The sequence below is a fragment of the Methylobacterium sp. HMF5984 genome (assembly GCF_045033435.1).
Lineage (GTDB): Bacteria > Pseudomonadota > Alphaproteobacteria > Rhizobiales > Beijerinckiaceae > Methylobacterium.
The window spans coordinates 2,962,785-2,987,461 of record NZ_JBJFLN010000001.1; the positions used below are offsets into that span (position 1 = coordinate 2,962,785).

The following is a 24,677-nucleotide window of genomic DNA, read 5'->3' on the forward strand; positions in this document are numbered from 1 at the left end:
TAACGAAGCGTAACGGCGCGTATCCGATCGTGTCCGGAGCGACGCCTTTCCGGGGCGCGCGCGTCTACGGTGCGCGGGCCTGCTCGCGCAGCACGAACTTCTGGATCTTGCCCGTGGCGGTCTTCGGCAGGGGGCCGAACACGATCCGCTTCGGCACCTTGAAGCGGGCGAGGCCGGCCCGGCAGAAGGCGACGATCTCGGCCTCGCTCGGCGGGGTCGCGCCGGCCTTGAGCTCCAGGAAGGCGCAGGGGCTCTCGCCCCATTTGGCGTCGGGCTGCGCGACCACGGCGGCGAGCATCACCGCGGGGTGGCGGGTCAGGACCTCCTCGATCTCTAGGCTGGAGATGTTCTCGCCGCCGGAGATGATGATGTCCTTGGCGCGGTCCTTGATCTCGATCTGCCCGTCGGGGTGCTGCACCGCGAGGTCGCCCGAGAGGTACCAGCCGTCGCGAAGCGTCGCGGCCGTCGCCTCGGGGTTCTTGAGGTAGCCCTTCATCACGGTGTTGCCGCGCAGGGCGATCTCGCCGACCGTGGCGCCGTCCCGCGGCACCGCCGCCAGCGTTCCGGGATCGACGACGCGCACCGCCTCGACCGTCGGCAGCGCCACGCCCTGGCGGGCCATGCGGCGGTGGCGCTCGCCGGGCTCCAACCGGTCCCAGTCGGGGCCGGGCACGCAGATCGTCGCCGGGCCATAGCTTTCGGTGGCGCCGTAGAGGTGAGTCACCGCGAAGCCGGCCGCCTCCATCGCGGCGATCACGGTCGAGGGCGGCGCGGCGCCGCCCGTCGCGCAGCGCACCCGCTGCGGGAACGGCCTGCGCACGTCCGCGGGGGCGTTGACGATCATCGACAGCACGATCGGCGCGCCGCACAGATGCGTGACGCCGTGCTCGGCGATCGCCCGATAGATCGCAGCCGGCTCGACCCGGCGCAGGCAGACCTGGGTGCCGCCGGCCGCCACCACCGCCCAGGGGTAGGACCAGCCGCTGCAATGGAACATCGGCAGCGTCCAGAGATAGACGCTGCCCGGCGAGAGCCCGAAGGTGAGCGCGTTGCCGAGGGCCTGGAGGTAGGCGCCGCGGTGGCTGTAGACCGCGCCCTTCGGGTCGCCGGTGGTGCCCGAGGTGTAGAGCAGGCAGAGCGACTGCCACTCGTCGTCCGGCCCCGGCCCGACGAAGTCCGGGTCGCCCTCCGCGACGAGGTCCTCGTAGACGAGGCCGCCGCCCCCGGGGTCGTCCACGGCGATCACCAGGATCGGGTTCGGGACGGCCTCCAGCGCCTCGGCGGCGAGCGCCCGGAACGGCGCGTCGACGATCAGCGCCCGCGCCCCGCCATGGGTCAGCGAGGCGGCGAGCGTGGCGGCGTCGAGGCGGGTGTTGAGCGGGTTCAGCACCGCGCCGAGCATCGGCACGGCAAAGTGCGCCTCGATCATCGCGGGCACGTTGCCGGCCAGGATCGCCACCGTGTCGAGCCGGCCGATCCCGCGCCCCCCCAGCGCCGCGGCGAGGCGGCGGCAGCGGGCGTCGAGCGCGCGATAGGTCAGGCGCCGGTCGCCGTCGATCACCGCCAAGCGGTCGGCGAAGGCGTCGGCGGCGCGCGCCAGGAAGCTCACGGGCGTCAGCGCCGCGCAGTTCGCGGCCGAGCGGTCGAGCCCGGTCTCGAACGGGCTCATGCGCCCACCCTCCCCGCGCCTCCGCCGGCCCGGGTCACAGCGGACGCCGGGTGATCCGCGCGATCAGGCCGACGATGCCCTCGCGGAACAGCAGCACGCAGAGCACGAAGACCACGCCCTGGATGATCGTCACCCAGGCGCCGAACTGCGCGAGGTAGGTCTCCATCGTGACGATCACCAGCGCGCCGATGATCGGCCCGAACACCGTGCCCATGCCGCCGACCAGCGTCATCAGCACCACCTCGCCCGACATCGCCCAGTGCACGTCGGTGAGGGAGGCGAGCTGGAACACGATCGCCTTGGTGGAGCCGGCGAGCCCCGCGAGCGTCGCCGAGAGCACGAACACCGCGAGCTTGTACTGGTTCACCCGGTAGCCGAGCGAGATCGCGCGGGGCTCGTTGTCGCGGATCGCCTTCAGCACCTGCCCGAACGGCGAGTGGATGATGCGGTAGATCAGCAGCAGGCCGCCCATGAACATCAGAGCCACGAGGCCGTAGAGCGCGCGGTCGTCGGCGAGGCTGATCGTGCCGAACAGGGCGCCGCGCGGCACCGCCTGGATCCCGTCCTCGCCGCCGGTGAACTTGGCCTGGAGCGAGAAGAAGAACGCCATCTGCGCGAGCGCCAGCGTGATCATCGAGAAGTAGATGCCCTGGCGCCGGATCGCGAGCGCCCCGAAGACCAGCCCGAGCAGCGCCGCCGTCAGCGTGCCGCAGAGGATCGCGAGTTCCGGGCTCAGGCCCCAGACCTTGGCCGCGTAGGCGCAGAGATAGCTCGCCATGCCGAAATACGCGGCGTGCCCGAAGGAGAGCAGGCCGCCGTAGCCGAGCAGCAGGTTGAACGCGAGCGCGAACAGCCCGAAGCACAGCACCTTCATCAGGAACACGGGGTAGAGCACGAACGGCGCCACCGCGAGGAACACGGCGATGCCGAGCATGATCCTGCGGTGCAGGGCGCGGTCGTCCCTGCCTTCGGAAATGACCGGGGCGATGGCGGCGTCCGCGGGAGCGAGGGCGGCGGTGTCGGCCATGTCAGAATCCGTTTGTCTGGATGGCCATCGACCGTGAACGGCCGATGGCGTCCGCCGCACCTGCGGCGACGCGCGGTCGCGCTTCCCGCCGACCGCGCGTGGGCGGGCCGGCCTCGGCGCTCGTCGGCGTGGGCTGGCGCATCAGGCCGTCCGCCCGAACAGGCCGGCGGGCTTCACCAGCAGCACCAGCACCATGATCACGAAGATCACGGTGGCCGAGGCCTCGGGATAGAACACCTTGGTCAGCCCCTCGATCAGCCCGAGGCCGAACCCGGTGATCACCGAGCCGAGGATCGAGCCCATGCCGCCGATCACCACCACGGCGAAGACCACGATGATGATGTCGGCGCCCATGTTCGGGTTGACCGAGTAGATCGGCGCGGCGAGCACCCCGGCGAAGCCTGCGAGCGCGACGCCGAAGCCGTAGGTCAGGGTCAGGAACAGGGGCACGTTGACGCCGAAGGCCTGGACCAGGGTCGGGTTCTCGGTTGCCGCGCGCAGGTACGAGCCGAGCTTGGTCTTCTCGATGATGAGCCAAGTGGCCAGGCACACGGCCAGCGACGCGACCACGACCCAGGCGCGGTAGTTCGGCAGGAACATGAACGGCAGGCGCTGCCCGCCGGAGAGTTCCGGCGGGATCGCGTAGGGCAGGCCCGAGACGCCGTAGTAGTTGCGGAACAGCCCCTGGATGATCAGCGCCATGCCGAAGGTCAGCAGCAGGCCGTAGAGGTGGTCGAGCTTGTACAGGCGCGCGATCAGCACCCGCTCGAGCACGATGCCGAAGGCGCCGACGAGGAGCGGTGCCAGGGCCAGCGCCCACCAGTAGTTGACCCCGAGGTAGTTGAGCAGCATCCAGGCGACGAAGGCGCCCATCATGTACAGCGCCCCGTGGGCGAAGTTGATGATGTTCAGAAGCCCGAAGATGATTGCCAGCCCCAGGCTGAGGATCGCGTAGAACGAGCCGTTGATCAGCCCGAGCAGGAGCTGGCCGAACAGCGCCTGCATCGGCACGCCGAAGATCGTGGTCATCGCAACCCAGCCATCGTCTGCCCCGACGCCGCGGCGCGCCGTGCGCCGCGGGAGAACGCCAACCGCTCAGCCCTTCACGAGGGGGCAGCCGCCCTCGTTCAGCGGGCGGAACACCTCGTTGCCGGGGATGGTGGCCAGCAGCTTGTAGAGGTCCCACTCGCCCTTGGACTCGGCGGGCTTCTTGACCTCGAACAGGTACATGTCGTGGATCTTGCGCCCGTCGACGCGGATCGTGCCCTTGCCGAAGAGCGGGTCGTCGGTCGGCATGTCCTTCATCCTGGCGACGACCTTGGCGCCGTCGGAGGCCGCTTTCAGCGCCTCGACCGCCTTGAGGTAGTGGAGCGTGCCCGCGTAGACGCCGGCATGGTTGGCGGTGGGCTTCTTGCCGCCCATCTGCTTGGCGAAGCGGTCCGAGAAGGCGCGGGTGGCGTCGGTGAGGTCCCAGTAGAACGGCTCGGTCAGGACGAGCCCCTGGGCCACCTTGGTGCCGAGCGAATGCACGTCGGAGGAGAAGACGAGGAGGCCGGCCAGCGCCTGCCCGCCTTCGGTGATGCCGAACTCGCCGGCCTGCTTGATCGCGTTGATGGTGTCGCCGCCGGCGTTGGCGAGCCCGATCACCTTGGCGCCCGACCCCTGCGCCTGCAGCAGGAACGAGGAGAAGTCGGCGGTCGGGAACGGGGTCTTGACCGAGCCGACGACTTTGCCGCCGTTCTTGGTGACGACCGCGGTGGTGTCGCGCTGGAGCGTCTGGCCGAAGACGTAGTCGGCGGTGAGGAAGAACCAGGTGTCGCCGCCGCGCTTGACCATGGCGCCGCCGGTGCCGTTGGCGAGCGCCACCGTGTCGTAGACCCAGTGCACGGTGTTGGGGGTGCATTGCACGCCGGTGAGGTCGGCGGTGCCGGCGCCGGTGTCGATGAAGGTCCTGTTCTTCTCCTTGGTGACCTGGTTGATCGCCAGGGCCACGGAGGAGGTCACGCCGTCGATGATCATGTCGACGCCGTCGCGGTCGTACCATTGCCGCGCGATCGCCGAGCCGACGTCGGGCTTGTTCTGGTGGTCGGCCGAGATGACCTCGACCTTGAGGCCCTTGTCGGCGGCCTTGAAGTCCTCGACCGCCATCCGGGCGGCCACGAGCGAGCCCTCGCCCGCGATGTCGGCGTAGACGCCGGAGCGGTCGGTGAGCACGCCGATCTTGACCGGCGTCTGACCCTGCGCGGCCGCCGCCGTCAGGGTCCCCAGCGCGGCGGCAAGCAGCATTCGTCTCAGCATCCGGTCCGTCCTCCTCGGTGCGCCGGCCGTTTTACGCGTCTGGGCCAAGTGCCCGTCCGTCGTCGGCCTCGTGCGTCGCGTTTCTCTTCGTATGAGGACTCTAGAAGTCCGTCGATGCCCGAGGTCTTCAGACCCCGAGATAGGCGTGGAGCTTGTCGATATTGGCATCAAGCGCGTCGTTGGCGATCTCGTCGACCACTCGCCCCTGCTCGATCACCACGTGGCGGTCGGCGAGCGTCTGGGCGAAGCGGAAGTTCTGCTCGACGAGAACGATGGTGTAGCCGCGGCCCTTCAGCTCCCGGATCGTCCGGCCGATTTGCTGGACGATGACGGGGGCGAGCCCCTCGGTCGGCTCGTCCAGCAGGATCAGCTTGGCGCCGGTGCGCAGGATGCGGCCGATGGCCAGCATCTGCTGCTCGCCGCCCGAGAGCTTGGTGCCCTGGCTGCCGGCCCGCTCCTTGAGGTTCGGGAACAGGGTGTGGATCTCGGCCACCGACATGCCGCCCGGCTTCACGATCGGCGGCAGCATCAGGTTCTCGGCCACCGTGAGGCTCGCGAAGATTCCGCGCTCCTCCGGCACGTAGCCGAGGCCGAGCCGCGCGATGTTGCGCGAGGCCATCCCGATCGTCTCGACGCCCTCGTAGGTGATCGAGCCGGCGCGGCGCGCCAGGATGCCGATGATGGCGCGCAGCGTCGTGGTCTTGCCCGCGCCGTTGCGGCCCAGCAGCGTCACCACCTCGCCGGCCCGCACGTCGAGGTCGATCCCGTGCAGGACGTGGCTCTCGCCGTACCAGCCCTCCAGGCCGCGCACCGCCAGCAGGGCGTCCGAGCTCGCGCGCGGAACGGTCTTCAGCGCCGCCTCAGCCATGCCCGGCCCCGATATACGCCTCGATCACGCGCGGATCCTTCGACACGGTGGCGTAGTCGCCCTCCGCCAGCACCTGGCCGCGGGCCAGCACGGTGATCCGGTCGGAGAGCGAGGCGACCACCGACAGGTTGTGCTCGACCATCAGGATAGTGCGGTCCTTGCCGACCCGGCGGATCAGGGCCGCGGTGCGCTCGACGTCCTCGTGGCCCATCCCGGCCATCGGCTCGTCGAGCAGCAGCATCTCGGGATCGAGCGCCAGGGTGGTGGCGATCTCGAGCGCGCGCTTGCGGCCGTAGGACAGCTCCACCGCCTGGTGGCCGGCGAATTCCGACAGGCCGACCTGGTCGACGAGGTCCAGGGCCTCGGCATCGAGGCGGCGCAGCACCGTCTCGGCGCGCCAGAAGTCGAAGGAGTCGCCGTGCTTGCGCCGCTGCAGCGCGATGCGGACGTTCTCCATCACCGTGAGGTGGGGGAACACCGCCGAGATCTGGAACGAGCGCACCAGCCCGAGCCGGGCGACGTCGGCCGGCTGCAGGCGGCTGATGTCGCGGCCCTTGTAATGGATCGCGCCGGCCGTGGGGCTGAGGAACTTGGTGAGAAGGTTGAAGCAGGTGGTCTTGCCGGCGCCGTTCGGGCCGATCAGCGCGTGGATGGTGCCGCGCACAACCTCGAGCGTCACGCCGTTGACGGCGCGGAACCCCTTGAACTCCTTGGTCAACCCGGTCGTGGACAGGATGATGTCCTGTGCCAAACGCAACCCTCCCCTGCATCTTTAGCAGGATGTATCGCTGGAAGCGCCGGCGGCGTCCATCGCGTTTTCGAAGGCGGCGCGAACATTCCCCGGCCGATGACACCCCTTCCGGCAGCGGAAAGCGTGACAGTCGGGGGCAGGTTGTCCGGCCGGCGCTTGCCGGCCGCATCGCAGAATGCCAGTCTGGCCGCGTCCGCATAAAGCGATACGGGAGAGCCCAGATCGGTCCGACGACCGATCATGGCGCCGACGGAGCAACCACCCCCGGAAACTCTCAGGCACAATCACCGTATCGTTGGACGATCTGGAGAGAGGCGCCACCTGGCGCCCACCGAAGGAGAAACCTCGGAGACCGCCGACGCGGCGTCCGGGGGAAGCTCTCAGGTAACCGCGACAGATGGGGGCATCCGAGGAACGCATCCGCGTTCTTCGGCGGCTCGTCGTCGTGGAAACACCAGATGCATGCGGACCCCCTCGCGACCGTCGACACCCCCCGCGCTTCCGGCCTGCTGCGCACCCCGCTGCACGCCCTGCATCTGCGCCGCGGCGCGCGGATGGTGCCGTTCTCCGGCTACGACATGCCGTTGCACTATCCCGCCGGGCTGCTGAAGGAGCACCTTCACACCCGCGCGAACGCCGGCCTGTTCGACGTGTCCCACATGGGCCAGATCGCGCTCGCGGCGGACGACCCGGCCGAGGCCGCCCGCGCCCTCGAGGCCCTGATCCCGGCCGACATCGTCGGGCTGAAGCCCGGCCGGCAGCGCTACGGCCTGCTGACCGACGCCGCCGGCGGCATCCGCGACGACCTGATGGTGGGCAATCTCGGCGACCGGCTGGTGCTGGTGGTCAACGCCGCCAACAAGGCGGCCGACCTCGCCCATCTCCGGGCCTATCTTCCCGCCGCGGTGACGGCGACGGCGCTCGACCGCGCGCTGATCGCGCTCCAGGGCCCGAAGGCGGAAGCCGCCCTGGCGCGCATCGCCCCGCAGGTCGCGGCGATGCGCTTCATGGATGCGGCGGAGGTTCCGATCCTCGGGCATGCCTGCCTCGTGACCCGCTCCGGCTACACCGGCGAGGACGGCTTCGAGATCTCGCTGCCGGACGTCGCCGCCGAGGCCGTCGCCGAGGCCCTGCTCGCGGACGCGGCGGTGATGCCGATCGGGCTCGGCGCCCGCGATTTGCTTCGGCTCGAAGCCGGCCTGTGCCTGCACGGCGCCGATATCGGCCCCGACACCTCGCCGGTCGAAGCCGGCCTGGCCTGGGCGATTCCGTCCGTGCGCCGCATCGGCGGCGCGCGCGCCGGCGGCTTCCCGGGCGACGCCCGGATCCTCGCCGAGATCGCCGCCGGCCCGTCCCGCCGCCGCGTCGGCCTGCGCCCGGAGGGGCGCAGCCCGGTGCGGGCGGGGGCACCGCTGTTTGCCGAGGAGGCCGGCACCGAGCCCGTCGGCACCGTCACCTCCGGCGGCTTCGGCCCGAGCCTCGGCGCGCCGGCGGCGATGGCGATGCTGCCCGTCGCGCTCGGGACCGACGGCACCCGCGTCTTCGCCGAGGTCCGCGGCCAGCGCCTGCCGGTTCGGGTCGTCCCCCTCCCCTTCGTCCCGGCCGGGTTCAAGCGCGGCCGCATCTGAAACATCCCGTCAGGAGCAAGACCATGCTGCGATTCACCGACGCGCACGAGTGGCTGAGGGCGGAGGGCGAGGTCGTCACCGTCGGCATCACGGCGCATGCCGCCGAGCAGCTCGGCGACCTCGTCTTCATCGAGCTACCGAAGGTCGGCGCCAAGCTGTCGAAGGGCGAGGCGGCGGCCGTCGTCGAATCGGTCAAGGCGGCCTCGGACGTCTACGCGCCGCTCTCGGGCGAGGTCGTCGCGGTCAACGACGCGGCGGCGGGCGACCCGGCCGCCGTCGGCACCGATCCGCAAGGGGCCGGCTGGCTCTACCGCCTGCGCCTCGACGACCCGTCCGAGATGGACGGGCTGATGGACGAGGCCGCCTACGCCGCCCTGCCGAAGTAGCCGCCTCCGCCGCTCCGCCGCCGGCGCCGACGCGCCGGCGGCCTTATCGCCCTTCAAGCCGGGATGCCGCCATGTCCGCGCATTACGACCCCTACGACTTCGCCAACCGCCGCCACATCGGCCCGACCCATGCCGAGATCGACGCGATGCTCTCGGTGGTCGCGGCCCCGAGCCTGGAGGCGCTGATCGACGACACCCTGCCCCCCGACATCCGGCAGGCGCGGCCGCTCGCGGACGACCTCGCCTTCGGCCCCGCGCTGACCGAGCGCCGGGCGATCGAGCGGATGCGCGAGATCGCCGACCGCAACCGGGTCCTCGTCTCGCTGATCGGCCAGGGCTACCACGGCACGACGATGCCGCCGGCGATCCAGCGCAACATCTTCGAGAACCCGGCCTGGTACACCGCCTACTCGCCCTACCAGCCGGAGATCAGCCAGGGACGGCTCGAGGCGCTGATCAACTTCCAGACGCTGGTCTGCGACCTCACCGGCCTCGACGTCGCCAACGCCTCGCTGCTGGACGAGGCCACAGCCGCGGCCGAGGCGATGGGCATGGCCCGCCGCGTCGCCAGCTCGAAGGCCGAGGCCTTCTTCGTCGACCGAGACTGCCTGCCCCAGACCATCGCGGTGCTGCGGACGCGCGCCGCGCCGATGGGCTGGCGCATCGTCGTCGGCGATCCCCTCGCCGACCTCGACCCGGAAGCGGTCTTCGGGGCGATCTTCCAGTATCCCGGCGTCTGCGGCGCGATCCACGACGTCTCGGGGCCGATCGCGGCCCTGCACGCGGCCGGCGCCATCGCCGCGGTCGCGGCCGATCCGCTGGCCCTGACACTGCTGAGGTCGCCCGGCGAGATGGGCGCCGACATCGCGATCGGCTCGATGCAGCGCTACGGCGTGCCGATGGGGTTCGGCGGACCGCACGCCGCCTACATGGCGACCCGCGACGCGCACAAGCGCGCGCTGCCCGGGCGCCTCGTCGGCGTCTCGGTCGACGCCCACGGACACCGTGCCTACCGCCTCGCGCTGCAGACCCGCGAGCAGCACATCCGCCGGGAGAAGGCGACCTCGAACATCTGCACCGCGCAGGTGCTGCTCGCCGTCATCGCCTCGATGTACGCGGTGTTCCACGGCCCCGCCGGGCTGAAGGCCATCGCCCAGCGCGTCCACCGCGACGCGGTGCGCCTCGCCCAGGGGCTCGCGGCGTTGGGCTTCACGGTCGAGCCCGAGCACTTCTTCGACACGATCACCGTCCGGGTCGGGGCGTTCCAGGGCGTGATCCTGGCCCAGGCGGTCGCCAACGGGGTGAACCTGCGCAAGGTCGGCGACGACCGGATCGGCATCACGGTGGACGAGCGCACCCGCCCCGACATCCTGCAGGCGGTCTGGCGCGCCTTCGGGGCGACGGATCCGATCTACGACGAGGCCTGGCCCGCGTCCCGGCTGCCGGACGGCTTGGTCCGCACCTCCGCCTACCTCACGCACCCGATCTTCCACATGAACCGGGCCGAGAGCGAGATGACGCGCTACATGCGCCGCCTCGCCGACCGCGACCTGGCGCTCGACCGGGCGATGATCCCGCTCGGCTCCTGCACGATGAAGCTCAACGCCACCGTCGAGATGCTGCCGATCTCCTGGCCGGAATTCTCGGAGATCCATCCGTTCGTGCCGGCCGATCAGGCCGCCGGGTATCACGAGCTCATCGGCGACCTGTCCGGGAAGCTGTGCGCGATCACCGGCTACGACGCGATCTCGATGCAGCCGAATTCCGGCGCGCAGGGCGAGTATGCCGGGCTGCTCGCGATCCGGCGCTACCACCTCTCCCGCGGCGCGGCGCACCGGACGATCTGCCTGATCCCGTCCTCGGCCCACGGCACCAACCCGGCCTCGGCGCAGATGTGCGGGATGAGCGTGGTGGTCGTCGGCGCCGACGCGAACGGCAACATCGACGTCGCGGATTTCCGCGCCAAGGCCGAGCGGCATTCCGACAACCTCGCGGCCTGCATGATCACCTACCCCTCGACCCACGGGGTGTTCGAGGTGCGGGTGCGCGAGCTCTGCGACGTCGTCCACGCCCATGGCGGCCAGGTCTACCTCGACGGCGCCAACCTCAACGCGCTGGTCGGGCTGGCCCGGCCCGGCGACATCGGCTCCGACGTCAGCCACCTCAACCTGCACAAGACCTTCTGCATCCCGCACGGCGGCGGCGGGCCCGGCATGGGGCCGATCGGCGTCAAGGCGCACCTGATCCCGTTCCTGCCCTCCGATCCGCGCTCGGGCGAGGAGGGGGCGGTCTCGGCGGCCCCCTACGGCTCGGCCTCGATCCTGCCGATCTCCTGGAGCTACTGCCTGATGATGGGCGGGCGCGGCCTCGCCCAGGCGACCCGCGTCGCGATCCTCAACGCCAACTACATCGCCGCCCGGCTCGGCCGCGCCTACCCGATCCTCTACGCCGGCGCCAACGGCCGGGTCGCGCACGAGTGCATCGTCGACATGCGCCCCTTCCAGAAGAGCGCCGGCATCACGGTCGAGGACATCGCCAAGCGCCTGATCGATTGCGGCTTCCACCCGCCGACCATGAGCTGGCCGGTGGCCGGCACGCTGATGATCGAGCCGACCGAATCCGAGACCCAGGCCGAGATCGATCGCTTCTGCGACGCGATGCTGGCGATCCGCGACGAGATCCGCGCCATCGAGGAGGGCCGCGCGGACCGGGCGGACAACCCCCTCAAGCACGCGCCGCACACGGTCCAGGACCTGATCGGCGCCTGGGAGCGGCCCTATTCGCGGGAGGCGGCCTGCTTCCCGTCGGGCGCGCGCGGCATCGACAAGTACTGGCCGCCGGTCAACCGCGTCGACAACGCCTACGGCGACCGCAACCTGATGTGCTCCTGCCCGGCCCCCGACAGCTACGAGGCCGCGGCGGAGTGAACCGACGCCCACTACACCCCTCGGCGACGACGCGTTCCGGCCGCCGGCCGGCACGCACCCGACGTTTCGGGAGCCTCGAATGACGGTTCCGCGCCATTTGCCGACTCTTTGAGCGCCGAATGCCCGTTCCGGCACTTCCGCATGAGGAACATTCACCTCTACCGGTATTTGAAAAGTCTTTCCTCCTCGCGGCGGAGCGCCCCATGAAGATCCGGACCGGCTACACGATCGGCTACGACACGTTCGGCCCGACGGCGCTCACCTACCAGCTCAACGTCCACCCCTCGCGGGCGATCGACCTGCTCACCTCCGACGCGATGCGGGTCGATCCGCCGGTGCCGATGCGGACCTACACCGACGGGTTCGGCAACACCTGCGTGCGGCTGCTGTCGCCGGGCGGGCGCATCACGGTGTCGGCCGACTTCCTGATCGTCGACAGCGGCGAGCTCGACGCCTACGAGCCGACCGCGCAGCAATTCGCGGTGCCGGACCTGCCCGACGACGTGCTCGTGTTCCTGCTGGGCTCGCGCTATTGCGAGACCGACAAGCTCTCCGGCATCGCGTGGTCGCTGTTCGGCAACACGCAAGAGGGCTGGGCCCGGGTGCAGGCGATCGTCACCTGGGTGCACCAGCGCATCCGCTTCGATTACCAGCTCGCCGACGCCACCCGCTCGGCCTTCGACGGCTACAACCAGCAGGTCGGCGTCTGCCGCGACTACGCGCACCTCGCCGTCGCCCTGTGCCGGTGCATGAACATCCCCGCGCGCTACTGCACCGGCTATCTCGGCGACATCGGCGTGCCGGTCGACATCAACCCGATGGACTTCTCCGCCTGGTTCGAGGTCTACCTGAACGGCGCGAACGGCGGCCGCTGGTACACCTTCGACGCCCGCCACGACGCGCGCCGGATCGGCCGCATCGTCATCGCGCGCGGCCGCGACGCCACCGACGTCGCGATCTCCACCAGCTTCGGCACGGCGCTGCTGGCGCAGTTCGACGTCCACACCGACGCGGTGCCCGACGACTTCGTGCTGATGCAGGCCGCCTGAGCGTCCGCCCGCGCCAGGGCATCCCGCCGCAGCGACGGATCGCGGGATGGCCGCGCGGGACCACCCCCGGTATCCGCCCGCCATGGATCCGACCGCGCTCGCCCTGATGGCCACCGCCCTCACCTATTCCGGCTACCTCGTGCTGCTCGGGTGGCGCTGACGGGCGTGTTCCGTCTCGCCGCGGCGAAGACGGGTTTGGATGCCTGGGCCGGCTCGAGCCCGTGAAGCTGCATCGTCGGGCGCTTCAGGCCGCGTGGGCAGTGGTTCGAGTCCTGGGACGATGCCGGCGACGGGCTTCGCGCAGGCGATCCCTGTCCCAGGCCGCATCGGCCGTGACGATGTCGACCCGAAGGTCGGTGATCAGGCCCTCGGCCTGAGGCGCACCGCCCCTCCGGCCCGCGCCGAGGGTGAAGCACAACCGGGCAGCCCGGGTCGTGCACGGCGAAATGGATCCGACTGCTCTGCCGGCCGCGCGAACGTCCGAGCGCCGGGTCGGACGCGGCTCGATCGCCGGCCCCCGGCGCCGACCGAAGGCCGGCGGGCGCGCGCGATGGTGGCATCCACGATCGGGTCTTCGAAGCCGGGATCGTCCGACAGCGCCCCGGAGATCCGCCGCCCCCCCCCTCTCCGGTTCCGGCAGCCGAACCGACGAAGCACGCCGTTCCGCTCGGAGCCTCCGGCGGATCGCGTCGAGGCCAGCCGCGGCGCTCGATCCAGAGGACGTCCCCGACGAACGTCCGGTCGTCGCACCCGGCCGCGCCCTTTAGGTCCGGCCCCCCGATGATCAGCGGCGCCCGGCGCTTCCACGGCCCGTCGCCGAGAACCAATAAATATAATTTTTCTAAGTAACTTCTTCAGTAATCGATAACAGACTTGTATATCGCAATAAATCAAGGTATTTCATGAGGCGCATGAATTTTGCTTCAGTAAATAGCCTGGATTTTTCCCTCATCCCGGCTGCTTCGTGAAGTCGTCTATTAGACTTGCAAGACTGCAAATTTCCGCAATTCTATGTTGTTGATGTCGAAGATAAGGACGTGTTATTAAGTATATACTCGAAAGACGATTGCAAGACGGCGGCCTTGCAGGGCGTAACTTAACTTTTTATCGGAATTTACGTAAGCCATCCTTCCCCGAAGGCCAAGCAGAATCGGCTGCATACGGGGCTCTTTGGCCTTGCGGAGCCAGTCATGCCATGAAAACCAAACGGTTTCCGCCCTGACTCCCGCCGGTTGACCTGTGTTGCGGCATTCATCCATTGCATACATCAAACGCATGATGTAACGAGGCCAATCGATTCCTAGCATCACACGTGTGTTATACATGGAGTGGCAGATGTCGGATCTGGCAAAAGTCGGATTATATTGCGATGAAGCAAGGAATATTGTTGCGCGCGCAGAGGAAACTTTTCTTTGATTGAACGAGGGCGGCGCTTGCTTGGGACATAAATTGATGGCCGCCCAGAATTTCGCGGCGCTGAAGCGGCTCGGTCAAATCATCGATCGGCATGATTGTCTTATAAGCTCGAGATCGCCTATCAACGCTGTTGAGATTCCCGTTGTCATCAAGCGGCGCTGGTGGGCAATCGTGCTGAGGCGCAACAAAAGCAATGATCGCACCTTCGAGACGCCGACCTCGGCCGCTTTCATCCCGTCCGAAATCGAAACGCATGGGAATTCGTCGACGATGACGGGTTCCGACAAATAGGTCCTGGTCTCCGGTCCCGGCCTGTCGCAGGACCGTTGTGCTCGTCATCGAGGCGCCGGCATGTTCAAGCCCCTGCTGATCTGGCCGGCGGTGCTGGCCTTAAGCGCGAGGATCCTTGTCGCCGAGATGATCAATCCTCCATCGTCGAGCCAGGCGGTGGACATCGAGGCGCTCGTTGATGAGGCGGCCCGGATTCTGGAAACGCACGGTGCGGAAGCATTCGGAGATTTTCGAAAGAAGAATACGTTCTGGCGTCATGGGGACGTATACCTGTTCGTCGTCGACATGCAGGGCACCGTCCTGTTCAACGCCGCTCATCCGGATCGCGAGGGACGGGATCTGTTCAACGAGCGCGATGCCGACGGGAACCGATTTCACAAAGACTTCATCGATGTCGTCAATAGGTTCGGCGCCGGCTGGGTCGACTACATGTTTCCCAAGCCCGGTTCATCGATACCGTCCGTCAAGTGGAGCTATGTCTGCGGAACGCGCGTAGGAGGCGTGGCTGCGCTCGTGGGCGCCGGCGTCTATGTCGATTGACCGCGTTGCAGCGACGCCCGTGGCGGACGGCTCGGGCGCCTTCGCAAGGCGCGATGGGAGAGCTTCTCGGCCTGGACGCAGGTCTTCAGCCCCGCCCAGAGCGTCACGCCTCGGATCGCAGGCAGGATGCGGTGCATGGTGTCCGTTCCGTTCGCCTCCCCCCGCGGCGCGGGATGCCGCTGCGATCGATCGCATTTAGAGCGCCTAACAGAACGGCACCCTGAGCGTTGATGTGCGTTGGTGTTTCATGGCCCGCGCACTTCTTCCCGACGATCTCTGGGACGAGATCGCCCCGCTGCTTCCGCCTCCCCGACCCCGTCCGAAAGGCGGTCGACGGCCTATCAAGAACCGGGCGGCCCTGACAGGCATCCTGTTCGTGCTGCGCTCTGGATTGCCCTGGGAGATGCTGCCGGCCGAGATGGGCTGTGGCTCGGGCATGACGTGCTGGCGCCGCCTGCGGGACTGGCAGGCGGCGGGCGTCTGGACCCGCCTGCATCAGGTGCTGCTGGGGCGACTTTACGAAGCCGGCCAGCTCGACTGGAGCCGGGCCAGCCTGGACAGCGCGTCTGTCCCGGCGAAAAAAGGGGCTCTGCCACAGGCCCGAACCCGACGGATCGCGGCAAACCGGGCACCAAGCGCCACCTCGTCGTCGATGCCCGCGGCACGCCCTTCGGCCTGACCTTCACGGGGGCCAACCGCCACGACAGCGTGATGATGGCCCCGACCCTCGATGCGATCCCGCCCGTGGGCAGCGGCCGGCGCGGTCGCCCACGCCGCCGTCCCCACAAGCTTCATGCCGACAAGGCCTACGACGCCCGTGCCCGTCGCCAGGAGTGCCGCGCCCGTGGGATCGTCCCTCGCATCGCTCGGCGCGGGATCGACAGCAGCGAGAAGCTTGGGCGTCACCGTTGGGTAGTCGAGCGCACCCATGCCTGGTTCAACCGTTTCCGACGCCTGCCCGTACGCTACGAGCGCCGCGCCGACATCTACGAGGCCTTCACCAACCTCGCCGCCAGTCTCATCACCCTCAACCAAATCAGGCGGTTCTGTTAGGCGCTCTTAGGTCGAGCCGTCGGCCGATCGCTGACGGGCGACACGGACGCGACCGCGCTCGCCGTTTCGACTTCCGCCTTGGTTCTCCGGCTTCGTCGTGCGGCTCGGGTCGGTTTGACCAGCAGGCCGGTCGTGATGCGTCCGTGTCGTACGGAACGGCGGACGACGGATCGTCAAGCGTCGCAATCCCATGTCCTTCAGCGAGGCGTGTTGCAGGTCCCCGCAACACCGAGAGCTTGATCCCAGGCCATAAAAAATGCGCCAAATCATTAACTGGGCTAAAATGGTGGTGAGCGCGTTGGGGCTCGAACCCAAGACCTACGGATCAAAAGCTTGCAAAAAGCCGTGCTGCCGATGCCGCAAAATTGTTTTGACGAGCGCGTATGGGTCTTGACCTGACCGGTATTTTGGACCGAGCCAATTGAGAGGCTACTGCATGGTGGCGGCCATGGGTAGCCGGAAGGCCAGACCCGGGTAGCTGACGGGCGCGGGCGGCCGATAGCCCAGCGACGAATGCGGTCGAACGCGGTTGTAGGTGGTTTGCCAGAGACCGATCACGATCTGCGCCTCCTTCAGCGAGTAGAAGATCTCCTGGCGTAGGCACTCGTCGCGCAGCTTGCCGTTAAAGCTCTCGCAGTAGCCATTCTCCCGCGGGGATCCTGGCGCGATGTACTGGATCTGTGAGCCAGCTTTGGCGACCCATTTGCGCAACGCCTTGGAGATCATCTCTGGGCCATTGTCGCAGCGAATGTGCTCCGGGATGCCGTGCAGGCACATCGCGTCGGCCAGCGCCTCGATCACGCCGACGCTGTTGATGCGCCGCGCCACCTTCAGCGCGAGGCAGGCACGGCTGTGCTCGTCAATCAGCGTTAGGATGCGCAGAGAGCGCCCATCGTGCGTCTGGGCTTGCACGAAGTCGAAGCTCCAGACGTGATTGCGATGAAGCGGTCGTAGCCGCACGCAGGAGCCGTCGTTCAGCCACAAGCGGCTGCGGGGTCTATGTCGGCTGGGGACCTTCAGCCCCTCGCGACGCCAGATGCGCTGAACCCGGTCTTTGCCTACCTGCCAGCCGGCTGCCTGTAGCAGCGCGGTGACTCGGCGGTAGCCGTAGCGTCCGTACTCGGACGCCAGGGCGATCATGGCCTGGGTCAGTGCATCCTCGTCGGCCAGCACGGTAGGCACGTAGCGTTGCGTGCCGCGGTGCTGACCGACGATCCGGCAGGCGTGACGTTCCGAGAGGCCGTACTTCTCACGGATGCCGTTCACCGCCTGCCTGCGTCGCTCGGGGGCTACAAGTTTCCCGAGGCGACGTCCGCCAGCACCTGCTTCTCTAGAGAAAGGTCGGCGACGAGCCGGCGCAGACGAGCGTTCTCGCGCTCCAGATCCTTCATCTTCCTGGCTTGATCGACCTGAAGGCCGCCGTACTCCTTGCGCCAGCGGTAGTAACTCTGCTCGGAGATCTCCGCCTCCCTGCATGCAAGGGCCAAACTCTTGCCCTGGGCCGTCTGCACCTCAATCTGACGCAGCTTGAGCACGACCTGCTCCGCGTTCGTCTTCTGGCCTCGCCGCATGTCCAACTCCTTTGGTCCTGGCTGATCCTCTCAATCAGCCCGGTCCAAAGCCAGCCGGTCAGGCCAACCTCCGTACGGACATCCCCACACGTAGGCACAAGCTCACAATCTGAAACCGAACTTCTAACTCAGACCACTAGATAGCCTTAGACAGTTACGGACATCCCCACACGTAGGCACAAGCTCACAATCTGAAACCGAACTTCTAACTCAGACCACTAGATAGCCTTAGACAGTATTACACCCTCGACTGGTATCAGTTCAGTCAAATAATTATTTAGATAAATTGCTACTAAGCAGATGTTCGGCTCTAGTTGATCGATAGATTTCTATCGCTATAAATTCCAAGAAGAATCATGACTGATATAATTGATGTATTTGTAATATACCCTCCAAAAAAAGCGTAAGTAATGATAAGCGGAGCTATTAGAGTCTTATTCGATGATTTCATTGCAGTTGAAAGGTAGGATGCGTACGTTACAAACCCAATTAGGCCATATTCGAATAATAGCTTTGCCCACGTTGGGTCAAAAACAAGAAACGGCATTTGATAGTCATACGACGAGTAGGTTCCGGGCCCTTTTCCAAATATAGCTGACTCAATATTATCAAAAGTTATCTTATCTATAAGAGAAAACGCCGATATAAATCGCGCATGCCCACTAGAGTTTGGCGTAGAAAATTCCTCTAGGCGATTTGTAATGGCATGTATCTCCAAGATGCTGCCAAAAAGTACTAAACAGATTGTACCAGTTATTATACCAATAATCAAAACTATTTTTCCGTTACGTATTGCTAGATAGCTACCAAATACAGCCAATATAATTATTCCCGTGCCAGAGTAACTACATAGGATCGCGCATGCATAAATTAATAATCGAGTTATCCTTTGCTGCGTTGCAAGCTCAATGATAGCCGCGAGTCCAATGAACTGACTAAAAAAAGCAGGCTCAGCGAAAAAAACACCGTTGCTTTTAAAAAGATCAGAGCCATAGTAAAGGGGATTTAGGTTATGGTAGGTTGATAAAACTAAAGAAGGAGGGAGCTTATAATCTAAAAAAAAGGCTAACTCAGGGCCTATAAATTTCTGTGAGGCAAATTGAGCGATGCCCAATACACTCAGAAAAACCATAGCATCCTGATATAATAACGTACCTATGGGGAAACCATTCCTTGGCGTTGGCTGAAAAATGAAACATGATTGAACAACGCATACAAGCGCCAAAGAAAGAAGCGATACGCTCTCAGCTCCAGCATTGACTATAAAAGAAATACCAGAGCAAGCTACAAATACAGAATATAAAACAAATGAATAAGGCGAAATCTTTAAAATACCTATTGCCCAACTAAAAAATAGTAAAACTGGCAGCCCAATAGTGCTTAGAGGTAAGGAATTGTTAGTCCCAGGCAAGGCAATTTTTTGTAGTAATACTCCTATGAATATTATCACACTACAAAGAAATAAGCCGTTTTTATCTATTTGGTAAACAGCTCCTTGGCTAGTATTTTCTTTAAGGGTAACGGTTTTCATGATCCAACCTCGCTCTAAGTTATCTATCAATTCGACTTCAGCCTGCGGTAACAGGTGTGTGAATAGCCAGTTTGTTGCCTACACCAGGCGCAGCATAAACTATTGGGGCGTCATGAACAGCGCATAGGGCGCTTTAGAAAATTTTAGATTTCGATATCTAATATTCATTAATGGGAATAATAGTGTTATAAACCGTTCATCTAAAGAGCCTGTAGAGTTAATATTATAAATTCATACCTAAAGGAATAGTAACCCTGTGTAACGCACTTACCAATGCTAATACCAATGTAGTGCTGCCCTTCTAATTATAGGTTGAACTTCTTCTATCAGCTTCCATTTCTCATTCCGCTTTGATGAAGGCTTTATTTCAGTCCGCCTTGATTCGTGTCTTGAATTTTCTGGTACAGTAAGCCTGTGTATTGAGGGAGCTTCTCACAGCATGAAGCCAAACGGTAACCCTGTGGCCCTGGTGGCTATGACCGCGCCGAAGCCAGAACGCTGTAGTCCTTCTCGACGATGAAGGCACGCAAGAAAATTCCATGTGAGTTTATTTTTTGAATGGTCGCACTTCCGTCATAAGCCTGTAATAAATTTTTCGTGCGGTAAAAACGATTGTGGAACATGGGAATTAGACTCATAATTTATAAAATTTATGACCATCTTACTAATTAAATAAATTATATTCAAAATAATATTTTTCCGATCTAATTTTGGAAGGGTTCCACCCCATCAGCTCCTTGTATGATATGAGATTTATAATTACTATTTGACGATTGCAGGTATGCTGATGATAGCCAGGTAGTGGAGTGGCCAATCAATCGTATCGCGTGGCGATGCAGCGATAGTCCTTGTTCCGCTCGAACACCTGCTCCTTGGCGCTGCGGCCCTTGTCTCAGCTCGACTTTGGCCATTTCGACCGGCCGTGGAACGCGCTGGGTGACGAAGCGGGCGTGATGGATAGGCTGGTGGTGTCCCTCGCCAGAGACGCCCCATGCCGCCCCTGCCCGCCCGCTTCGCCGGGACCATCCTGTCGTTCGCTCCGCTGTTCGTCCACCGGTCGTGGCGGCACGCTCAGGCCCTGCTGATCGGTGCGATCCTGTGTCCGGGCCGGCGCACGGTAGCGAGCGTGCTGCGGATCACGGGCCGGGCGCGAGACCGCCATTTCGTGAACACGCACCGGGTGCTCAGCCGCGCCGCTTGGTCGCCCCGCTCAGCCGCCCGCATCCTGCTTCGGCTGCTCGTCGAGGCCTTCGTCCCACATGGCCCCGTGGTGCTGGCGCTCGACGACACGATCGAGCGGCGCTGGGGACGGCGTATCCAGGCCCGCGGGATCTACCGTGATCCAGTGCGTTCGTCCGGCGCCCATTTCGTCAAGACGAGCGGCCTGCGCTGGATGAGCCTGATGCTACTCGCACCCATCCCCTGGGCGGGTCGGGTCTGGGCATTGCCGTTTCTGACCGCCCTCGTCCCCTCGGAGCGCGCCTATCGGGAACGAGGCCATCGGCACAAGACCCTGCTCGATGTCGGACGGCAGATGACCCTGCCGGCGCGCCGCTGGTTGCCGGGGCGCGACCTCGTACTGGTGGGCGACAGCGCCTTCTCGACCTTGCTGTTTCTCGACGCCCTGCGCCGCGGCGCCGTCACTGCCATCACCCGCCTACGCCTGGATGCGGCGCTCTACGATCCAGCGCCCCCAAGGCTTCCCGGTACGATCGGGCGCCCGCGCAAAACGGGTGCACAACTGCACAAGCACTATAACAAGATCCTGACCGAGCCGGCCACCATCTGGCAGCAGGTGAGCGGGCCGGGCTGGCACGGCACAGGTGAACGCAGGATCGAGATCACCTCGGCTTCCGCCGTCTGGCATCATTCCGGGCTGCCGGTGGTACCAGTCCGTTGGGTTCTGATCCGCGATCCCGAGAACCGCTTCGAGCCGCAAGGGCTGCTCTGCACCGATCCAGCACGAGATCCGACACAGATCGTGACGTGCCTCATCCTGAGCTAGTCGAAGGATCGTCCGACGCTGGCAGGTCGAGGTTACCTTCCAAGAGGCACGGGCCCATCTCGGCGTCGAGATCCAGCGTCAGTGGTCCGACAAGGCCATTGCCCGCACGACGCCCTGCCTGCTCGCCCTGTTCTCAATCGTCACCCTAATGGCCCAGCTGCTCCCAACCCGTCAGCGGCGGCAGATCGCGGCGACGGCGTGGTACCCCAAGCCCCAGCCTACATTCTCGGACGCCCTCGCCGTCGTCCGCTATGCGATCTGGCGCGAGGAGGGTTTATCGACGTCACGTCGCAAACGCGACCGCAGGGAACCTTGGTTCCGTCTGCCGCCATCCTGGGCCTACGCTCTCTGCCAAGCCGCCTAATTGGCCAAAGTCGAGCTAAGGTGCTCTAGCTGTCTGGTTGCGGAATGTTGTTGGGATGCTGCTCGTTGGGCAATCGAGGAACACGCTTGGCGTTTTGAGGGATCGCGCGGCGTTGCGACCGTCAGGAGGAGCCGCTGATGCTCGCCATCCACCCGAACGCCCGCACCACCCCAGCCGTGCGCGCCGAGATTGCTGGGTCCTCTGAAGGCTCCAGCGTTCTGGCCCGGCGCTACGGCGTCTCGACCGAGACCATTCGCAAGTGGCGGCAGCGCGGTCCCACCGACTGCCGGGATCGCTCGGCCCGACCCCACAAGCTACCCTGGCGTGCCAGCGATGAAGAGCGCGCCATCGTGTGTACGCTCCGCCGCAGCACCGGCTTTCCTCTCGATGCGCTGACCTTCGTCGTCAGCCACTTCCTGCCGCACCTGAACCGGGATGCGGTCTACCGCATCCTCAAGGCCGAGGGCCTGAATCGCCTGCCGCCCTCCGAGCAGGTCCGCAAGACGCATGGCATCTTCAAAGACTACGAGGGCGGCTTCGTGCACGTCGACGTGAAGCACCTTCCCAAACTGCGTGATCGAGACGGCATCACCCGCAAGCGCTACCTGTACGTCGCCATCGACCGCGCCTCGCGCTTCGTCCACCTCGCTGTCAAGGACGACGAGACGGCAGCGTCCGCCGTCGCCTTCCTGACCGATGCGCTCGGTGCTTTTCCCTTCCGGGTCACCCACCTGCTGACCGACCGCGGATCCTGCTTCACAGCCGACGCCTTCGAGGCTGCCTGTGAGCGCCACGCCGTGCAGCACCGCAAGACCCGGCCCTACACGCCGAAGACCAATGGCATGGTCGAGCGCTTCAACGGCCGGGTGCAGCGGGAGGTGCTGGGCATTAACGATCTACAGCCACCGCGACCTGGAGACCGTCCTGAGGGGCTTCAACGCGGCCTACAATCGCCGACGTCAGCGGGTGCTGAAGGGGCTCTCACCCGAAATGGTCCTGCGCCAGCACCTCGAAGCCGATCCTGCGCTGATCAATCCATCTTACAGACCGCTCAAGCCCGGCATCCTCCGGAAAGCCCTTCGCATCGTTGCAGACGCCAAGGAGATCTCGCAACCAGACAGCTAAAGCACCTACCTAAACTGCGCGACTGCAACGCCCTCCCCTAAACGCTACCTGTGCGTCGCCATCGACCACGTCTCCCGCCACTTGAACCTCGCGGTCAAGGATGACGATACTACAGTCCCGGCAGTCGCCTTCCTCACGAACGCACCCGACGCCTCCCCTCCCGGGTCAACTGTGTGCTCAACGACCGAGGCTTCTGTTATACAGCTGATGCTTTTGAGGCAGCCTACGACCTGTACGGGCTGCTGCATCGCAAGACGCGCTATTAGACGTCAGAGGCCAATGGCAAGGTTCAGTGCTTTAATGGCCGGGTGCAGCGTGAGGTGCTGGGCATCATGAGCTACACTCACTGCGAGCCGGAGATCGTGTTGCCCGGCTTCAACGCATCCTACAACAGTCGCCTTCGGCGCATGCGCAAAGGTATCTTGCCCGAGATAATGCTGCGCTAGCGTGTCAAAGGTGATCCAAGGCTTGGCAACTCCGCCTGAGGACCGCCTAGATGGAGTCTCAGCAAACGCGCACTTCGCATCGTCCCAGACGCAGCCCACACTGCAAAAAGCGCTTTAGACTTCCCTTAACTTAAAGCCCTCCAATCATTCAAAAAAACCGACTCTCCAAATATCGTTGTACGCGCCATCCCTCACCATTATAAACAGGCCGATTGATGAATTTCTTCTAAAAACATTAAGACCTGTAGATCGAAAACGATTTGATAATGCTTGGGTAAAATGGCCTGCCTAATAATCATCATCAGTTTTCTCAATCAGCTCGCGATCATATAAGATTTACACAATAGAAAATCCCAATGCATTCTGCATTAAGCGGCGCCGAGTATAAAAACATGCATGATATAAATAGGCGAGACATGGTTGGAAACATAAAGCTAACAAATAGCAAACCAAATATTTTAATGTTTGCGAAAATCCAGATTTTTTCAATTATTTTCTTACAGAAGCTTGCTATACCAATTGGCGCCGATGGCGAAATCCAACTGGTACTACCAATCTTCTTACTTAGCCTTTTGTTTATCAAAGCAAAAGATAGTTTCAAGATAGATATTATGAATAGCATGAGTTACATTTTATTCATTATAATTGCTACTATTAGTCAAATAATTGCATTTAAGATTTCCATCAACTCTTTTGGACTGCTAATAGCCCTGTATATTTTATTTTTGCTTAAATTCGAAATTAATAGAAACAATTATGCTGAGATCCAGGGATTTTTTGTAAATTGCATGGCCATCATATCATGCATCACTATATATCAAGCAATTACTCAATATACTGTAGGAATTGAATATTGGCCGAACCTAGATAAAATTTTGCCGAATCAGATACTGTTTTCAAACTATAACTACATGCAGCGTCTATCGTATTTGTCTATATACTTTAAACCAAACGGTATTTTCCTTCTTGAAGCATCTTTTATATCGCAGTTTTGTGTTATTGCATTAATAATAGAAATACTTACTTTCAGGCGTATAATTGTATCAAGTCTGCTTTCAATTTCGATCGTGTTGTCTCTCTCTGGAACCGGATTGATGATTCTTGGTTTTTGTGCGCCGGTGCTCATTGGGCGTGCTTCAGGGCGAATGATCGTGGCAGCAATAGTCGTTATTATAACTACTGCTATTGCTGGAAGTTTTATTGGCTGGTTTGATACAATTACCAATCGAATGACAGAGTTCTCTTCACAAGGAACGAGTGGGTACGCTCGCTTTGCTGTTCCTATTAATTTGTTCATAGAACAGATATCAGATCCTGCCTTTTTGATAACAGGCAATGGTGCAGGTCAAACCGTAAAAGGTGCGGGTGACTACATCCTTCTACCTTTTGCAAAGCTTGTATCAGAATATGGAACGGCAGCATTTTTATCATTTTATGCCTTTATAATTATAGCCATATTTCATAAAACAGCAAATTTTGAGTTAGGATTTATGTTATTTATATTTTATAATATTTCTGGCAGTACCCTTGTATTACCGAGCTGTGTTTTGTTGATACCTATTTTATCGACAATGTACAGCGTAAAATTAGAAGTCCAGACTAAAGATTGATGCTGTGAAAAAGGCAGCGGACTTCTTCTCGGGCCGCCTAACCAATCCTTTAAGTATCTATTCGGCGACAAGTCGTGCGTTTTGAGCAGTTTTGATTTAAGTGAGGGCTGAGAAAAGCCTTT

Annotated in this window: 17 protein-coding genes, 1 pseudogene and 1 riboswitch; of the genes and pseudogenes, 10 read left to right on the forward strand and 8 right to left on the reverse strand. The window is 63.2% G+C overall.

Annotated features, from left to right (window positions below; all coding sequences use genetic code 11):
- Positions 1 to 64 precede the first annotated feature (64 nt).
- From ACFZ8E_RS14350 to ACFZ8E_RS14375, 6 genes are all read right to left on the reverse strand, one after another.
- Positions 65 to 1,669 carry an AMP-binding protein gene (locus ACFZ8E_RS14350; RefSeq protein ID WP_405043035.1) on the reverse strand — a complete coding sequence of 535 codons (1,605 nt, stop codon included), beginning with the start codon at positions 1,667 to 1,669 and terminating at the stop codon, positions 65 to 67.
- Positions 1,670 to 1,703: 34 nt separating this feature from the next.
- Entirely contained in the window at positions 1,704 to 2,696 is a 993-nt protein-coding gene (locus tag ACFZ8E_RS14355) for a branched-chain amino acid ABC transporter permease (RefSeq protein ID WP_405043036.1), read from the reverse strand.
- Positions 2,697 to 2,837: 141 nt separating this feature from the next.
- Entirely contained in the window at positions 2,838 to 3,725 is an 888-nt protein-coding gene (locus ACFZ8E_RS14360) for a branched-chain amino acid ABC transporter permease (protein ID WP_405043037.1), read from the reverse strand.
- A gap of 66 nt (positions 3,726 to 3,791) precedes the next feature.
- On the reverse strand, positions 3,792 to 4,994 hold the full coding sequence (locus ACFZ8E_RS14365; RefSeq protein WP_147842723.1) for an ABC transporter substrate-binding protein: 1,203 nt from the start codon (positions 4,992 to 4,994) through the stop codon (positions 3,792 to 3,794).
- Positions 4,995 to 5,121: 127 nt separating this feature from the next.
- Complete coding sequence (locus ACFZ8E_RS14370) at positions 5,122 to 5,862, reverse strand: ABC transporter ATP-binding protein (protein WP_405043038.1); 741 nt, start codon at positions 5,860 to 5,862, stop codon at positions 5,122 to 5,124.
- Complete coding sequence (locus ACFZ8E_RS14375) at positions 5,855 to 6,613, reverse strand: ABC transporter ATP-binding protein (RefSeq protein ID WP_243933215.1); 759 nt, start codon at positions 6,611 to 6,613, stop codon at positions 5,855 to 5,857. Before ACFZ8E_RS14375 ends, ACFZ8E_RS14370 begins: the two co-directional genes overlap by 8 nt.
- A 198-nt stretch (positions 6,614 to 6,811) precedes the next feature.
- Positions 6,812 to 6,913: riboswitch (glycine riboswitch) on the forward strand.
- A 158-nt stretch (positions 6,914 to 7,071) separates the two neighbouring features.
- Here ACFZ8E_RS14375 and gcvT point away from each other — a divergent pair.
- The 7 genes from gcvT to ACFZ8E_RS14410 all read left to right on the forward strand — a co-directional run bounded on the left by gcvT (position 7,072) and on the right by ACFZ8E_RS14410 (position 15,903).
- Entirely contained in the window at positions 7,072 to 8,241 is a 1,170-nt protein-coding gene (gene gcvT, locus ACFZ8E_RS14380) for a glycine cleavage system aminomethyltransferase GcvT (protein WP_405043039.1), read from the forward strand.
- 23 nt (positions 8,242 to 8,264) lie between these two features.
- Positions 8,265 to 8,627 (forward strand): glycine cleavage system protein GcvH, encoded by a 363-nt coding sequence (gene gcvH / locus ACFZ8E_RS14385; RefSeq protein WP_147725808.1) that lies wholly within the window; start codon positions 8,265 to 8,267, stop codon positions 8,625 to 8,627.
- A gap of 71 nt (positions 8,628 to 8,698) precedes the next feature.
- A complete protein-coding gene (gene gcvP, locus ACFZ8E_RS14390; protein WP_405043040.1) occupies positions 8,699 to 11,554 on the forward strand; it encodes an aminomethyl-transferring glycine dehydrogenase in 2,856 nt (951 codons plus the stop codon).
- 203 nt (positions 11,555 to 11,757) lie between these two features.
- Positions 11,758 to 12,603, forward strand: a complete 846-nt coding sequence (locus tag ACFZ8E_RS14395) for a transglutaminase family protein (RefSeq protein WP_405043041.1) — start codon at positions 11,758 to 11,760, stop codon at positions 12,601 to 12,603.
- A 1,452-nt stretch (positions 12,604 to 14,055) separates the two neighbouring features.
- A complete protein-coding gene (locus ACFZ8E_RS14400) occupies positions 14,056 to 14,310 on the forward strand; it encodes a hypothetical protein (RefSeq protein WP_405043042.1) in 255 nt (84 codons plus the stop codon).
- Positions 14,311 to 14,370: 60 nt separating this feature from the next.
- A complete protein-coding gene (locus tag ACFZ8E_RS14405) occupies positions 14,371 to 14,850 on the forward strand; it encodes a cache domain-containing protein (protein WP_147725812.1) in 480 nt (159 codons plus the stop codon).
- 247 nt (positions 14,851 to 15,097) lie between these two features.
- A protein-coding gene (locus ACFZ8E_RS14410; protein WP_405041835.1) for an IS5 family transposase occupies positions 15,098 to 15,903 on the forward strand; the annotation gives its coding sequence in 2 pieces (ribosomal slippage) (positions 15,098 to 15,428 and positions 15,428 to 15,903; 807 coding nt in all).
- A gap of 429 nt (positions 15,904 to 16,332) precedes the next feature.
- On the opposite strand, the gene ACFZ8E_RS14415 is transcribed toward ACFZ8E_RS14410, so the two are convergent.
- Both ACFZ8E_RS14415 and ACFZ8E_RS14420 read right to left on the reverse strand, forming a co-directional pair.
- Positions 16,333 to 17,474 (reverse strand): IS3 family transposase gene (locus ACFZ8E_RS14415; protein ID WP_405043043.1). Its coding sequence is split into 2 segments (ribosomal slippage): positions 16,333 to 17,207 and positions 17,207 to 17,474, totalling 1,143 coding nucleotides; the frame shifts between segments, so codons are not numbered across the junction.
- Positions 17,475 to 17,784: 310 nt separating this feature from the next.
- Positions 17,785 to 19,005, reverse strand: a complete 1,221-nt coding sequence (locus tag ACFZ8E_RS14420) for a hypothetical protein (RefSeq protein WP_405043044.1) — start codon at positions 19,003 to 19,005, stop codon at positions 17,785 to 17,787.
- A 991-nt stretch (positions 19,006 to 19,996) separates the two neighbouring features.
- Here ACFZ8E_RS14420 and ACFZ8E_RS14425 point away from each other — a divergent pair.
- From ACFZ8E_RS14425 to ACFZ8E_RS14435, 3 genes and pseudogenes are all read left to right on the forward strand, one after another.
- Complete coding sequence (locus tag ACFZ8E_RS14425; RefSeq protein WP_405043045.1) at positions 19,997 to 21,010, forward strand: transposase; 1,014 nt, start codon at positions 19,997 to 19,999, stop codon at positions 21,008 to 21,010.
- A 501-nt stretch (positions 21,011 to 21,511) separates the two neighbouring features.
- Positions 21,512 to 22,499, forward strand: a pseudogene (locus tag ACFZ8E_RS14430) (IS481 family transposase).
- An 802-nt stretch (positions 22,500 to 23,301) separates the two neighbouring features.
- Entirely contained in the window at positions 23,302 to 24,555 is a 1,254-nt protein-coding gene (locus ACFZ8E_RS14435) for a hypothetical protein (protein ID WP_405043046.1), read from the forward strand.
- The last annotated feature ends 122 nt before the right edge of the window (positions 24,556 to 24,677 follow it).